The sequence below is a fragment of the Phycisphaerales bacterium genome, from assembly GCA_029268515.1.
GTDB lineage: Bacteria > Planctomycetota > Phycisphaerae > Phycisphaerales > SM1A02 > JAQWNP01.
The window spans coordinates 344,694-360,296 of the sequence record JAQWNP010000001.1; the positions used below are offsets into that span (position 1 = coordinate 344,694).

Sequence of the window (15,603 nt, forward strand, 5' to 3'; positions counted from 1 at the left end):
GCCACTCAATTTACAGAGGCTTGCCCTCCAGACCCTCGGCACTCGCCATGCTCCCGGTACACTGCCACTATGGCCGAAACGCCTCTATCCAATACCACGCGTTCCAGCGGATTGCTTTTGGTCTTTTCTGGGCCATCAGGGGTGGGCAAGACGTCTATTGCGCATGAGATCATGCAGCGTCTCAATGGCCATTTCAGTATTTCAGCGACGACCCGCTCTCGAGGAAAAGAAGAAATTGATGGACGGGACTACCGCTTTCTGTCCCATGAAGATTTTCAACTGATGATCGATAATGATGCATTTCTTGAATATGCCGAGGTCTTCGGAAGAGATCTGTATGGAACCCCTCGCGATGAAGTTGAGACACACCTAGAGAATGGCGACTTGGTCATTCTTGATATTGATGTGCAAGGTGCTCTACAAGTCCGAACACATCAACCGGATGCCCTGATGATTTTTATCTTGCCTCCAAGTGAGCAAGAGCTGGTTCGCCGCCTCACCTCCCGTGGCAGAGACGATGAAGACGCCATGAAAGCCAGACTTGCAGCGGCCATGAAAGAGATTGAGCTGGCACATTCAAGCGGTGCCTACGATGCCTTTGTCGTCAACAAGAACTTTGATAGCGCCGTACAAGAGACCATCGATCTCATTATTGCCCGCAAATGCAGCTAAACACCATGGCTCTCCATACTTCATATTCCATACCAGCTTTCTTAGTCATTTTACATCTGACTTTGTTAACGAGTAACGCCGATTCGATCAACACAACTTTGTTGAATCCCATTGCACCACGCGGTGGTGTCATGGCCATTCCACTCCGCGCACCAAGCAAGACCACATGGCCGCAGCTTATCGACATCACACTCAGCAACGGCGAATTAGTTTCTGGACACGTTGTCTGGATGGAACCGACTCCGAGATCCCGTATCACGTGGACCTCAAAACCAGCGCCACTTTCTGTTCGACTCATTCGATCAGACGACGATGCATCAGAGAGCCCCGGGCAAGCGCTACTCCTGGCACCGCTTCCTAAGGATGGCGACGGCCCAATCATGCTGCTCGGTCAGACACTACAACCAGTGTGGCGCGATATTCCGGAAATTTCCGCTCTCTATCCTGTACCAGCAGGCCTTAACTCAAAAGGCCGCCCGCCATTACTTCGACATTCAGGGGCAGGCCGTCCCTTGCCCGAAGATCCATTATCTCAGTGGCGATGGTGGCTCCTGGCCGCTCGATTAGAAAGATCTCCTCCACCATTTCTCAATAAAGCACATATCGATCAACTCACCGCTACCCACTACATCAACTTATGGTCGATTGGATTAGGAAGACTCGCAGAAGTGAATCCAGGTGTTGCGAGAACATGCTGCGATCTCTTGACGCAAACTGGGACCTTTAAAGATCGCGTTATTGCTCTCTGGGTCGCCGATCCTAATATCACTTGGTCTCTGTTAAGTGATCTACTTAATTTTCAACTCAGTGATCACGACATGACAAGACGTGCGTTGCAGTGGTGCGATCACCAAAACCTGGTCTTGCTCTTCGCAAACAACATCGCTGGCCCAGAGGTTGAACTGACTGCGATTAATGGATACGCACGTCAGCTTGTTGCAAGGTTTCATTGGCTTGGCGAAGGCATCCCTTTAGCCATTGAGCTTAAAGGACTCCAAGAAACAAACGCAAAATTAAGTCGCCCAACACCAAACGATCAGATCAATTTGTTGCCTCAGCGCATCACCCAAATCGATCCACTATCACTGCCAAACACGCTTCAGGCAGAAGTCCACGGACAGGTTGAACAACTGGATCTCGGCCCCGGCCGATTCCAAATTAAACCACCTGGCCTCACGTTTGGCCCTCTTAGCCCACCACATACACTTGCTGCTCTGCAAAGAAGCGCCTCTTTAGCCCCCTCACCGGAAGAACTCACCCTCGTTGAGTTTCGCCGTGTCTCCCAGCAGTGGGAACTCATGTTTGTCTGCCGAACACCACCTCAACCAAGCTCGACAGACAATATGAAGCCGCCATCTGCCTTCCCTATCAACACTCTAGAAGACATACGTGAACGTGAGGCTGTTGCAATATTCATTGGCAAAGCAAACCCTCGGATTATTGTCATTGAAGCTAATGGTTCTATCACACACCTGAACTCAGAAGAATTGCCACCGGCGGTCACTGCACATACAAAAAGGGAAACAGATCGCTGGCTTGCACGCATCACAATTCCTGATGAGTGGTTGCATGACAATGCTACAAATCAGCCAAGCATGGCCTTGCTTGGTTTTGTTCGCGCCCATGCTTATTCAAAAAATATAGAAACGGCCCCACTCCCATCGCTGCCATGGAATATTGAGCCAGGCCGGGTGGAAGTTGATCTGACCACTTGGACTGACTTCCCGTCTGAAAATGAAGATCACTAGTTACTGCGTTGTTTCCAATGGCGAGCTCGTCGTGATTGGCCAAATACGTATGCTTCCAGATTGGTCAGCAGTGATCAACTGTTCACCATTTTGAGTAAACGCCATGTCTGTGAGCGCTGCCTGATGCCCGGTAAGCGCGAGTACATGATCTCCTAAGACTGGATCCCAAATACGAATAAACGTATCAGCACCGCCAGTCAGAAGACGATCCCCTGAAGGATGAAAGGCAGCTGAGGTGAGTGGTCCGACGTTTCCACCAAACTCGATGTCCATGGTCAGATTATTCAGACTCCAAAGACGCACCATGCCATCATCGCCGCCAGAAACCAGGGCAACCTGATCTGGTGTGATTCTGACAAAGTGAACCGCCCCCTCATGCATCCCTTGAAAAGGAACACGTTGACCACTTACCACTTCCCACAAATGAATGGTGCCATCTGTATGTCCGGTCACTAATCGTGGCCCCTCTTTAATAAAGACCGCCGTCTCAATGGGTGACCGAGGTTCATCAAGCAACTTCACTTGATCCGTCGAAAGATCGAGCACTGCGAGCAGTGGCATATCGGGGCTATAGGCAGCAATGAAACCACCAGTGGGATGAACGACCAGACGATGGGCGGGCTGTGGCAAGTTCCATTCTCGCATGGGTTGTGCCTGCGATGGATTCCATTGTTCGATGCGCATTCCATCATCACTCAGCACAAAAAGACTTTGTTCATCAAACGCAAAAACAGCATCACGTGCATTGAGCCCGCTGAGTGCAGGGTTCTTTGCCTTGACTGATTCAAGCGACCAAAGATCAACGACATTGGTATGCGGTGATCCATGAAGTGCCAGTAGCTCACTGCCATTATCACGCATTGAAAAACGATGACCGACTCGATTTTGCTGCTGCTTGAGATCACCAATATCCCACCTTCGGACGGTGCCATCCGAAGATGCGGAAACCAATAGATCCTGTCCTGCCGGTGCAATTGACCGGACACCATAGGTGTGACCAATCAAGCCAGGCAGCGGTTTGCCTGTCATCGCATCGAAACGATGAATCACCCGATCCTGGCTTGCCAATGTGACAACATTATCTTGCAGCAACATATTCTTGACGGCGCCGTCACGTGCGTACCACCGACTGATGACCTGACCGTTTTGTGCATCCATAATGCGCACGGCTCCGTCTTCATCGATCATCGCTACTTGGGTCGAGCTGGGGTTCCAGACAATCGCTTCAATGGGACCCGTCTGACCATCAAAAGGTCTTTGTTTAACAAGAGGCTCTTGCGCATTGCCATCCAGCCGCCAAATACCAACACCATCAGCTCCGTCGGCTCGAGCAACTCTCGTTCCATCTGGGCTGAACGCAACTGGGCCAACGGCATCTAAAGATGGCATTGAATCAAGCAATGCACTCGTACGAACATCCCATCGATTCACGATCCCATCGAGGCCACCTGAAACAATGTGCTGACTGCCTGGTTCAAAACTCAGGGAGGTCACTGCAGCAGCATGACCTGGGATATCGCCTTTGCTATTGCCTGACGATGTATCCCAAACACGAATTGTTGTGTCTTGGGATGCAGATGCGAGCAAGTCGCCTTGCTCATCAAAGTCCAAAGCAGTCACGGTGCCCGTGTGAGCTTTGAGCACCTTTGGCTCGGCATCCCCAAGCTGCCACAGATAAATATGCCCCTCAACATCACCGGCGGCAAATTGAAGCCCATCTCGTGAGGCCGCAATCGCGCAAAGTGGTGCAGATGTGGACATGAGTAAATCAAGACTGCCATCTAATCGCGATTGAAGATGAAGCCACTCCCAATCTCGACCTTCATCTGGAACACCCTCGAGTGCTACTTGAGCTTGCTCGACCTGCCCGAGTTGCAGTAGCGCTTCAGCGGCCGCTAATCGGGTGATCCACTCTTGTCGAACCGATGTTCGATAATTGCGCTCAGAGCGAGAATACAAACCTAACGCTAATGACAAACCAATAACGAGCAATATCAGCATCAGCAAGCCAAACAATGCGATGCGATGCGAGTTTGGTGCTGGCTCCTTGCGACTACGTGGCTCATGAATGACAACATCTGTTGGCACAGCTAAATCTCCATGTTGCAAATAAAGTTCAATATCATCGAGCACTTCAGAGGCAGATTGATAACGCTCATCTGGTTCTTTGTGAAGCATGCGAGCAACAATCTCATCAAGTGGCCCGCGGAATTCTCGACTGATGGAACCGAGCGATTCTGGCTTTTCTTCTCGAATAGTCCGAGCTGCTTCCGGCAATGTCTTGTCGCTCAAATCGTAAGGAAGTCTTCCAACCAACAATTCAAACAAGATGACGCCAAGGCTATAAATATCAGAGGTCGGACCAATAATGTCATGCCGGCCAGCAATCTGCTCCGGACTCATATAGGGAATGGTGCCTAGCAGTTGCCCGATTGCAGTGTGTACCGTGGTCATATCACGACTGACTGAAGTCAGTCGCGCAATGCCAAAATCAACAATCTTAGTCCGACCACTTGTGTCAACAAGAATATTGGCGGGCTTTAGATCGCGATGTATCACTTCCTGTTGATGCGCAAAGCCAATTGCGTCACAAACCTGCATAAAGATCCTCAGCCGATCGTCAACTGCGAGATTATTATTGCGACAGTGGTCGGTGATGTGACTCCCATTAATCAACTCCATCGCGAAATAGGCTCGCCCGTCTTCTTCGCCAGCCTCATAGATTCGGCCAATGCCAGGATGCTCAAGCTGCCCAAGCAAATGTGACTCCAATTCGAAGCGTCGCAGTAGTTTTGGAGACGGCTCAGAAGACTCGAGTACTTTTATTGCCACCATACGGCGCGGGCTCTGTTGTTGAGCTCGGTAAACAACGCTCACCCCACCACGGCCCAGAATATCAATCACTTTGTATGCGCCAATTGCTTCAGGCATTGGTCGCAATGATGTACCAGAATCTTCTTCAAATTTCTGGACCATCGACTTCACATCAAAGATTGGTTGATTAAGAAGCTCATCTGCTTCTTGATCACAATGAAGCAGATCCTCTATCTCACGTCGAATCGTGACATCGTCACCACAGGCCTCATCGAGAAAAGCCGAGCGATCGCTCACTGGCCGCTGTACGGCCGCTTCAAAAATCGTTTGAATCTTATTGAACCTATCAGCATCCATAGCGGCGCCTACATTCCCTCTGTTGCGACTTCATGTAACAGCCCAGCCCTGGCCCTTCGCCAGTCACTTTCAAAAGTTGTTTTGGAAACGCCCAACGCATTTACCACTTCACCAATCGTCAAGCTACCAAAGAAACGAGCTTCTATAATTTTACTCTCACGCTCATCTCATTGTTTCAGTGATTTCTGTCAGCAGCACCAGCCAACTCTGATCCCACATCTGGGAAGACAGTCTCCCTTTTTTGCCTTTTAAAGGGCTTTCTGGCTGCGTTTTTATCGATACGGGTACTGGTGCCTTCTGGGCAGAGAACCTTGCTAGGCACTGCGTCTTTGAGCCATATAGACCAGCCACTCAATCGACAGCAACAAGAATGCCGCTGCAACAAGCCAAGGCCATAGCGCATGAAGGCCTTGCACTGGGCCACCAGCTGCGACTAATCGTCCCCCAACGTCAACACGTGGAACACGACGAAGATCGGACTCGGTGGGGCTCGCTAGATTAAGAGCGAGATATCGTTGGCTGGATGTGCCTTGGACTGCGGCCCCAGTACTATCAGTGACCTCATAAAGCCCAGCCATCTGTGGTAACTGGGTTGTGGTCATCTTGTTTTTTAGGGGTGGCAATTGCATCGTTGTTGTGTCATTGAGCTGCAGCGACTTAGCGCGTGAAGGCCATTTAATTTGAGCCATCTCACCAGGCTGATAAGAACGAGCTTGGGCGCCGGCCCCTCCACCAACTTGTAGATCAAGTGCATTTTGCATAAATACAATCCCTCCGGGTTGAAGGGGCCACGTGCTCTGTGATAGTTGAAAGCCCACAATCAGATGCTTGCGTAAATCTTGCTGAGTAACGGCAATCACTGGTCCATCACGCCCATCCGCAATGACCTTAAGTTGGTCCTTTTTACTGATTGGTTCACCAGGGACGAATACCAAGTCGTCCATAGCGACATGTTGCAGGAGTGGATTTGTACGATCCCAACTAATAAGTCGGCGACCAGTAGATGCATCATTAGCAGCAGGCTTAAATGTGATTGAGTCAACAGGTATCTTTTCCAGATCTATTTCCTCGGCAATACCATCAAAAATAATGAGGTCACTTCCACTCCATATCGGTTGCGCCTCTGCCCCATCGATGGAACGACCCAAGTTCGCCATCTTGGTTTCATACGTAGAGAATTTCCACTGTTCCCATCCACCAGGAACAAGCGCTTCGAGCATGGCTATCAAAAAAGCATCGGGCGCCTGCTCGTCGGGCGTTATCACAACGACCTTTGGCAACTTAAGTGCTTCGATCACAACCGATGCCTGATTATCTGCGCTCAAACCTATCTCTGTGCCGAGAGACGCTGTGAGAACACCTGCAGATGCCATCTGCATTCGTCCCGCAACAACTGCTTTGCCCGGACCTTCAGATGTTGCCCCTGGCAGACTGAGAGGCTCGATTAACATTTCACCTGCCAACTGCCCGGACACAACCTCAAAGATAACTGTGTTTTCAATGGGCTGATCACTACTGTTGGTGACTTGGGCAAGCAAACGAATCTCGGCTGGATCACGATGATCCCGCCGTGCACTAAAAGACACAATGCCAATATTGGCTTCAAGCCCATCATCAATTGGAATCCAATGCACCTTTGCTGAAGCCAAAATATCCGTATCAATGCCGTCGAGACCTGGACGGGCGCCCACACCATCTGAAATAAACACAACACCAGGTGCATCATCTTGATCGGATGAACCTTGAGTAATATTCGCCGCCAGCTCCATTGCCTCTCGAATATTTGCTGATTCATCTGTGGGCTCAAGATTTTCAATAGCACGTTCCACCACAGCAAGGTTTGACTGAAACCCAGTGAGAATTTGTGGCTGCGATGCGACGCCAACAACCATTACCTGGTTATTTCCAGTCGATGATTGGCCGAGAACATCACGAACCAATTGAATGGCTTTGCGTTTCGCATGATCTAGTCTTGTCAGACCATCACTGCCAACCATATTCATGGAGGCCGTTTGATCTACTAACAAAACTGTTCGACCAGCGACCTCAAGAGAACCACTTGTCACAGGCTGTCCCAATGCCAGAACAAGACATGCAGCAATAAGAAGTTGAATAAATAAAAGGACTGACCAGTGCAAACGCTGGAACGGTGCGTTCGCCTCAACGTCTTGTCGTTTTTGCAGCCAAAGCAAAGTGCTCGGCACACGAACAGTCGGTCGCAATAACCGAAGCATGTACAGAGCGACCAGTATCGTGCCTGCCACGATTGCTGCTACAAGTGCGGAAAAGGGAGCGAGAAAAGTCAACGTGCCACCAATGAACCGTAGAAGATCAAACGTGTGTTATGTGGTCGAAGCCATCGGAACATCAGCTGGTAGTGTCTCGATTAGATTAGTCAGAATATCATCTGTTGACTTGCCCTCAGCTTCGCCCTCGAAGTTCAGAAGTACACGATGACGCATTGCAGGCAACGCCACTGCTCTAATGTCTTCAACCGCCACATGAGCGCGACCATCGAGTAGCGCCCGCACCTTGCCAGCAAGTGCGAGCGTTTGAGCGCCTCGAGGGCTTGCACCAAACCGCACATACTGATTAACCAGTGGTGTTGCCAAGTCACCTCCGGGATGAGACGCCAAGATCAGCCTGACTGCATAATCTTGAATATGCGGCGCAATCAGCACGCGACGCGCCAGCTGCTGGTGTTTCATGATCGCATCACCTGAGAGCACTTGTTTAATTTTGGGTGAATGGCCAGTGGTCGTGCGATTAAGAATCTCCGCTAAATCCTCACGACTTGAATATCCAACTTCCAGCTTAAAGAAGAATCGATCGAGCTGAGCTTCGGGCAACGGGTATGTGCCTTCCTGCTCAATAGGATTTTGCGTCCCCATCACAAAGAAGGGTGGGTCAAGTTTATAGGTCGTACCACCTACGGTGACAGATCCCTCTTGCATTGCTTCGAGGAGTGCTGATTGTGTCTTCGGAGTAGCCCGGTTTATCTCATCAGCTAAGACAATCTGCGCAAACAATGGTCCCTTGCGAAACTCAAAGCTCCTACCCTCTTCGGTCTCTGCCACGATCGTGGTACCGGTGATATCTGCCGGCATGAGATCGGGCGTAAACTGGATACGTGAAAACTGAAGATGAAGTGCCTCAGAGAGTGATCGGATTAAAAGCGTTTTACCGAGACCAGGCACACCCTCGAGTAATGCATGCCCTCCAGCAAAAAGGCATGTAAGAACACCATCGATGATCTCGTCGTGACCAACAATGGCAAGCTGAATTTGCTCCTTGGCAGATTGATAATCATCGCGGAAGCTGGCGGCTGCGGCTTCGATTGCTTGCTGATCTGACGGTGCGCTCATAGGTAACTCCCAAGTTTCTGTGATGACAATGGTATGCCAGCGAGCACAAGAACGGAACGGCTCAAGCTTGCGAACTGAATATCAATCTCATCGCTTGGCTTCACGAGCTATTGGTAGCCAAGAAGATCCATAGGAGCGTGTTTTGGACTTAACGAGCCTGGATTTGGGGGCCCATTGGTCGGCCGTGATCAGGGGACGAGGGATGAAAAGGCATCCCATGTTGGGCTATCAGCTTGGTTCGCCCAGCGACGCATATCCCGAAGTGCATCAATCGGCTCCTGATTGACACTTCCATCGATCATGCCCGTCACGACCTTTCGGCCATCGCGTGTTGCAACAAAGCCATGGTTGTCAGGCTTAAGCGGATCGTAGGTCTCTTCCCAGGGGTTCTGACCTGAAAGTGGGTTCCAAATTGGCGAGAGCACACGGAAGTTACCCGCCTGCAATCCAGAGGCGGTTGTAACAGCCTCAACACACGAAATTTCCGGCTGGCTGTGATTGACCTCATGCGCTGACGCAAAAACAATCAATTTGGCTGGATGGCGAATTTCTGACATCCGGTCCGCATAGAGCTTTCCAGTCATCGCCTCGACGCTCGGGGCAAGATCTGCTGTGTAATTGGTATCGCCACCTAGCCACATGGTATTGAGGCCCAGTGAAGGATAGAGACTCAGTGTGTAGAGATAACAGACGCTCGAAGGCTCAAGGCTCTCTTTGACCGTGTTGTAATAGTCAGCCTGCTCACCACTAAACATCGTTGCAAGTCGGTAGTCCATGTAAGCGCCAAGGCGCCATGGGTAACGTGCAGAAACTGGACCGGCCACAGACGAATCGCGAATAACTCGACCAGTATCATCCCTTGCCTCGAGGAATGGCCATGAGCTCTCATCAAAACTGGTGGCGGGATTATCGTCTTGATAGCGGTTCCAATACCCCGGCATGATCTTGCCATTATTGTCGAGAGAGTAGTCACGATAAGCCTTGAGCTGCTGTCTGGCGGCGGTGGATTCCTCTGCCATGGACGCAACTGAATTGACGCTGGAGAGCGATGGAAGAACGATCGCCGCCAGGATCACAATGATGCCCAGAACAACCAGTATCTCTATTAAGGAAAACCCCCTGCTGGTCCATTCAGTGGCTGAGCGGGGCGCCTTTCGGGAGCCGAATTGTGATGCTGGGCAAGACATAGACATGGAAATATACGTTCGATCATGGACGTGTGTCTACAGGAATTGAGACTCAGTCTCATTTTTAATTGAGACCCAGTCTCATTTGTGTTGACATCATACCATCAGCGCTGGTAGAAATAGTGGTTCACCGAAGCGCCTTATCAAAGGTGCTTCATGATCGAGAATAAGACAAAGCGAGATACGCCAATCTTAAGACCTGGATACCAATTCACAATTTGCAAATAATTGCAGCCCAACATCTTACAACGCTGTATTTGGAGTTTATCTGGGCCATCCCGAGCTTCGATACGTAAGATGAGAAGGACCCTTGAAGAATATGAATTCACAATACAAAAACCGACGATCCGCACTTTTCACAATGGCACTGCTCACCGCCGCCATTGGAGGTGTCGCCTCAGCTCAGGAGATCAATGTCGCTTTACCGTCTCCAACAGCTGATCGTTGGGTCTACCCGTTTAACGGTACGCCTGGGGCTCGCCCAGTCATTTCGATCTTTGGTGCCATTGGCGAAGAGTTCTTTGATGACCGAGATGGGCAATGCTTGCTTGGTTACGACACCAGCAGCTCCATACAAACTGGACTCGGACAGCTCGGCTATACCATCCAATCAGCCACGCTCACAGTAATGATCTCAAACGATCTGTTCTTCACCTACGATCCAACTTTAGATGCATACCAGACCTACATCGATGGAAGTGGCTCGATCGACAACGACCCTGGCCGACCAGTCATCCTATCGGCCACAGGTTTTCGAGATCGCTATACCGGCCTGACTTATGGCGACGATGGCCCCTACAGCACTGCCGGCGATCCCAATCTTCGTGCTGCTTTCCCAGCAGATATCGATACCGATGGCGAGCTGATTGATATCACCAACAATGTGGTGGAGGGTTTTGATCCACAGCCGATGGCTATTGGTGTCATTGAACGATTCCCTGCAGGTGATCTCGTGCCGGAAGGTTCAATTCTCAAGTTCGATCTTGATGTCTCTGATCCAAAAATTCAGTGCTATCTAAACGGTGGCCTCAGTGATGGGTATATCAGTTTGTCCATCACGAGCCTAAGTCCTGCATCCCAGCCGGGAACTGGTCCAGCAGCTTATCCAGCAATCTACGCCAGCGAGAACATTGCTGTGTCACTCGGATTGGCTCAAGCCCCATCCTTGAACATGGTTGTGACAGAGCACACCGATCCACCTCAAGCTGGTGATGCAAATCGTGATGGTCATGTCGACCTCAGCGACTTCAGTCTTCTCTTGATTCAGTTTGGCGAATGCTATTGCTGCAGTGCAGACTTCAATCAAGACGGCTTCGTTGATCTCGATGACTTTTCGACGCTGCTGATTAACTATGGATGCTGCCCATAGTTTTCACTCTTGATGATTCCAAAGACACCGCGACAGAAGAAGCGGTGCCCCCTAAAACAACCAGATGAAAAGGCCGCTCCGAATATTGGAGGCTGCCTTTTTCAATACCAGCAAAGAACCATCCATAGGACACGCTCTATAAACAACTTATGAATGAATTGTATTGAATTGCAAAACTATGGAATTTGTAGCGCCGGCATTGCCATCGAACAGTTACCATGGGATCTGCCCGTGAGGGGCAAAAAAAAGGGGCTGGAGCAGCTGTGATGGGGGGGCTCACACAGCCGCGAATGTCCTAAAAAAAAAGGGTCCGAACCTCGTGTTCGGACCTCTTTTTATTTTTGAAATCAGCCAAACAAGTGGCTGCGTTTACTCGCAGCTATTTCCATAATTGACCAGCAGTATTGAAAAGTCATCGAGATCAACAATGTTGTCACCGTTGAAATCTGCTCGGCTATCGCCAGTCGTACCGTAGTCAACCATCAGCTGTGTAAAGTCAACCAGGTTCACAATCAGATCGCCATTGGTGTCGCCCAAGCAGACTGGTGGCCCTGGCTGGATTTTATAGACATACGCACTGCCGGAACTCGATCCGTTGTCGTCATCGAGGCGCGCACCAATCACGGTATAGTCACCTGAGATCGAAACGCTGTAGCCGAACCTGGCACTTCCCGCCCCATCAGAGGCGGTCAACTTCTGTACCTCCGACCAATTGCCGCCGGCATCGCGATCAAAGACATACGCACTGCCGGGATACTCGCCGTTGTCGTAATCGCCTGTAGCCCCGATCACGGCATAGTTACCTGAGATCGAAACGCTGTAGCCGAACCAGTCACCTCCCGCCCCATCAGAGGCGGTCAGCTTTTGCACCTCTGACCAATTCCCAGCGCCATCGCGCTCGAAGACATAGGCACTGCCGGAAGTCTCGCCGTTGTCGTCGTCGCTTGGTGCACCAATCACGGCATAGTCTCCTGAGATCGAAACGCTTAAGCCGAAGTAGTCCGACGAATCGCCATCAGAGGCGGTCAGCTTTTCAGGCTCAGAAAAAGCACATTCATCAGCAGCTTGACCCACGACATTTTGCCCGGCCACCAAGAGCATCAAAACAGACAAATAGCGTGCCATAGTCCAGGACTCCATTTTCATTTGTTGAATCAAAAACAGCAAAAGACATGATCGGACACCATGATCTATGCCGTTTTGTGGCTGGCACCACGATCAAAATCGAAGATCATTGAAAATCGCTGCCCACCAATGAAACAACCCCGGTTTAAGGCCGGGGTTGTTGATCGATCTTTCTTATTAAGCGCAAGCCGAGACTTTAACCTCGACTTTACTCGCAGCTATTGCCGAAGTTGACCAGCAGTATTGAAAAGTCATCGAGATCAACAATGTTGTCACCGTTGAAATCTGCTGGGCTCTCGCCAGTCGTGCCGTAGTCGATCAGCAGCTGTGAAAAGTCAGCGAGGTTAACCAAGAGGTCACCTGTGGCATCACCAGGACAGCTCGTGTCAATAATGATAATCTCGCCATCAACCGTGCCGTTGATCGTCGCGTTTTCGGTGTACACCGCGCAGCCACCGGTTGAAAGTGTGGCGCCTGCTTCAACAATAATGTTGGTCGCATACAACGCTTCGCATACGGCGCTACCGTCGCCTGCGTTGTCATGGTTATCTGCAAGGTTGACTGTGGTACCAGCTGCAACACGAAACGTGCCTACTGGGAAGCTACCTGGCAAGCTTGGATCAAAGCCATCGGCATCTTCACCGACGTCCAGGCTCATCAGCTCAAAGAGTTGATCGCCGCCAGACAAACCCGTCATCTTGAACGTCGAGCCCGACATCGCAAAGCGCGTGTGGTCGTTGATGGCGATATCAAGATCGCCGCCGACGGCGAGCGTCCAGTCAAAGTCGCTCATGGTCAGCGAAGCATCAGAACCAAGTTCGTAGTGGCCGCCGATATTTAGACCATCGCCTGGTTGCGGCGCGTCAGCTGCGGCGCTGCGTCCGCCACCACGACCACCGCGGCCGCCATCTCGCACGGGTCCCGTGTCATAGTTGCCGGCCATCGTGCCAGTGTCTGTGAGATCGCCATAGATGTAGAGTGTGCCGCGATGCACTGTGGTGGTGCCCGCGTTGTTGTAGTCTGCATAGACATCCGTATCTCGGGTGATCTTATTGACACCCTCGTCACCAGTTGAAACGACGCCATCATCCGAAAATACGATGCCTGCCAGGTAGCCCGTCCCGGACGTATTGTTGACGTCGCTGTAGGCAAACAGACTGGCATCGTTCTGGACGAGCTCACCACCTTCGGCAAAGTCCAAACTGCTTAAGACAAGCGTTCCTGAAATTGGGGCGATAAGACTGCCTGAAAGGACCCACCCCGCCTGATCAACATCACCGGAATCGACAAAGGACGTGCCATCAGCCGGTAGCAACATCAGATCCGCGCCCATCTCGATCGGCTCAACCGCGATGAAGGTCAGTGGCATTGAAGAAAGGTTGACAATGCCATCGACGTCGAAGGCGTTTGACCGGACCGCCAAGCGATCACCGGAAACTGCCTCATTGACGGCTGCCTGCAGCGTGCCATAGCCTCGGTTTCCGTAATCGAGGTTGAGGACACTGTTGAGATCGAACATATACGCGCTGCCGGACCCGGCATCGTTGTACGCTCCGACCACCACCGTCTCTCCTGAGATTGATACGCTTCTGCCGAATAATTCGAACGCTACCCCATCGGAGGCCAGCAGCTTCTGGACTTCAATCCAGTTGCCCGCTCCATCACGCTCAAAGACATACGCGCTACCGGAGTTGTTGCCGTTGTCGTCATCCCAATCCACACCGATCACCACTTTATTGCCTGAGATTGAAACGCTTCTGCCGAAGTAGTCGGACGCCGCTCCATCAGAGGCGGTCAGCTTCTGTATCTCTTGCCAAATTCCGTCACCATCGCGCTCAAAGACATACGCACTGCCGGAGTTGTCGGCGTTGTCGTCATCGAAATTCGCCGAGACCACCAGGGCCTCGCCTGAAATTAAAACCTTCCAGCCGAAGTAGTCGCCAACCGCTCCATCAGAGGCGGTGAGCTTTTGCACCTCTGACCAGTTGCCAAATCCATCGCGCTCAAAGACATACGCGCTACCGGAGTTGCCGCCGTATCCGCCCACGCCAATCACGGCATAGTTACCGGAGATCGAAACGCTATCGCCGAACTCGTCGCCAGCCGCTCCATCGGAGGCGGTGAGCTTTTGCGTCTCTGACCAGAAGCCCTTTTCATCACGCTCAAAGACATACGCGCTACCGGAGTTGACGCCGTTGTCGTCGTCTAAATTCGCCGAGACCACCAGGGCCTCGCCTGAAATTAAAACCTTCCAGCCTAAGTAGTCGAACTCCGCTGCATCAGAGGCGGTCAGCTTTTGCGTCTCTGACCAGACGCCCGCTCCATTGCGCTCAAAGATATAAGCACTGCCGGAGTTGGTGCCGTTGTCGTCATCATTGTCTGCCCCGATCACCACTGTGTTGCCTGAGATTGATACGCTTATGCCGAAGAAGTCGAACCCCGCACCATCAGAAGCAGTGAGCTTTTGCGTCTCTGACCAATTGCCAGCGCCACCGCGCTCAAAGACATACGCACTGCCGGAAGCATCGCCGTTGTCGTCGTCATCAGAATCCGCGCCAATCACCACTGTGTTGCCTGAGATCGAAACGGCGTAGCCGAACTTGTCACCTCCCGCTCCATCAGAGGCGGTCAGCTTCTGCACCTCTGACCAATTGCCAGCGGATCCACTGCGCTCAAAGACATACGCGCTACCGGAGTTGGCGCCGTTGTCGTCATCACCGTACGCGCCAATCACGGCATAGTTACCGGAGATCGAAACGCTGTTGCCGAAGTAGTCGAACTCCGCTCCATCAGAGGGGGTCAGCTTCTGTACTTCATTCCAGTTCCCTGCTCCATCGCGCTCGAAGATGTACGCACTGCCGGAAGCAACTCCGTTATCGTCGTCGCTGTAATACGCCCCAATGACGGCATAGTCACCTGAGATTGAAACGCTTCTGCCGAAGCGGTCGGCAGCCGCCCCATCGGAG

Annotated in this window: 9 protein-coding genes; 3 read left to right on the forward strand and 6 right to left on the reverse strand. The window is 51.4% G+C overall.

Annotated elements, in window-relative coordinates:
- Nucleotides 1-69 precede the first annotated feature (69 nt).
- Together gmk and P8J86_01385 are read left to right on the forward strand one after the other, a co-directional pair.
- Nucleotides 70-672, forward strand: a complete 603-nt coding sequence (gmk, locus tag P8J86_01380; GenBank protein ID MDG2053338.1) for a guanylate kinase — start codon at nucleotides 70-72, stop codon at nucleotides 670-672.
- Between the two features lie 5 nt (nucleotides 673-677).
- The gene (locus P8J86_01385) at nucleotides 678-2,420 is read left to right on the forward strand and encodes a hypothetical protein (GenBank protein MDG2053339.1); all 1,743 of its coding nucleotides are present in this window, start codon (nucleotides 678-680) and stop codon (nucleotides 2,418-2,420) included.
- On the opposite strand, the gene P8J86_01390 is transcribed toward P8J86_01385, so the two are convergent.
- The 4 genes from P8J86_01390 to P8J86_01405 form a co-directional block, all read right to left on the reverse strand.
- Nucleotides 2,421-5,591 (reverse strand): protein kinase, encoded by a 3,171-nt coding sequence (locus tag P8J86_01390; GenBank protein MDG2053340.1) that lies wholly within the window; start codon nucleotides 5,589-5,591, stop codon nucleotides 2,421-2,423.
- 314 nt (nucleotides 5,592-5,905) lie between these two features.
- A complete protein-coding gene (locus P8J86_01395) occupies nucleotides 5,906-7,897 on the reverse strand; it encodes a BatA and WFA domain-containing protein (GenBank protein MDG2053341.1) in 1,992 nt (663 codons plus the stop codon).
- Nucleotides 7,898-7,933: 36 nt separating this feature from the next.
- Nucleotides 7,934-8,956 carry a MoxR family ATPase gene (locus tag P8J86_01400; GenBank protein ID MDG2053342.1) on the reverse strand — a complete coding sequence of 341 codons (1,023 nt, stop codon included), beginning with the start codon at nucleotides 8,954-8,956 and terminating at the stop codon, nucleotides 7,934-7,936.
- A gap of 188 nt (nucleotides 8,957-9,144) precedes the next feature.
- The gene (locus tag P8J86_01405) at nucleotides 9,145-10,149 is read right to left on the reverse strand and encodes a type II secretion system protein (GenBank protein ID MDG2053343.1); all 1,005 of its coding nucleotides are present in this window, start codon (nucleotides 10,147-10,149) and stop codon (nucleotides 9,145-9,147) included.
- Nucleotides 10,150-10,462: 313 nt separating this feature from the next.
- Between P8J86_01405 and P8J86_01410 the strand changes: the two genes are divergently transcribed.
- Nucleotides 10,463-11,512: a hypothetical protein gene (locus P8J86_01410; GenBank protein MDG2053344.1), complete on the forward strand. Its 1,050-nt coding sequence runs from the start codon at nucleotides 10,463-10,465 to the stop codon at nucleotides 11,510-11,512.
- A gap of 369 nt (nucleotides 11,513-11,881) precedes the next feature.
- Here P8J86_01410 and P8J86_01415 read toward each other — a convergent pair whose 3' ends face one another.
- The gene (locus P8J86_01415) at nucleotides 11,882-12,637 is read right to left on the reverse strand and encodes a hypothetical protein (protein ID MDG2053345.1); all 756 of its coding nucleotides are present in this window, start codon (nucleotides 12,635-12,637) and stop codon (nucleotides 11,882-11,884) included.
- Nucleotides 12,638-12,845: 208 nt separating this feature from the next.
- The coding region (locus tag P8J86_01420; protein ID MDG2053346.1) for a hypothetical protein at nucleotides 12,846-15,603 on the reverse strand (2,758 nt) is incomplete at its 5' end.

Coding starts and splice junctions, on each gene's coding strand:
- P8J86_01410 (MDG2053344.1), top strand. CDS start 10,463: ATGAATTCACAATACAAAAACCGACGATCCGCACTTTTCACAATGGCA.
- P8J86_01385 (MDG2053339.1), top strand. CDS start 678: ATGGCTCTCCATACTTCATATTCCATACCAGCTTTCTTAGTCATTTTA.
- P8J86_01415 (MDG2053345.1), bottom strand. CDS start 12,637: ATGGCACGCTATTTGTCTGTTTTGATGCTCTTGGTGGCCGGGCAAAAT.
- P8J86_01400 (MDG2053342.1), bottom strand. CDS start 8,956: ATGAGCGCACCGTCAGATCAGCAAGCAATCGAAGCCGCAGCCGCCAGC.
- P8J86_01390 (MDG2053340.1), bottom strand. CDS start 5,591: ATGGATGCTGATAGGTTCAATAAGATTCAAACGATTTTTGAAGCGGCC.
- gmk (MDG2053338.1), top strand. CDS start 70: ATGGCCGAAACGCCTCTATCCAATACCACGCGTTCCAGCGGATTGCTT.
- P8J86_01405 (MDG2053343.1), bottom strand. CDS start 10,149: ATGTCTATGTCTTGCCCAGCATCACAATTCGGCTCCCGAAAGGCGCCC.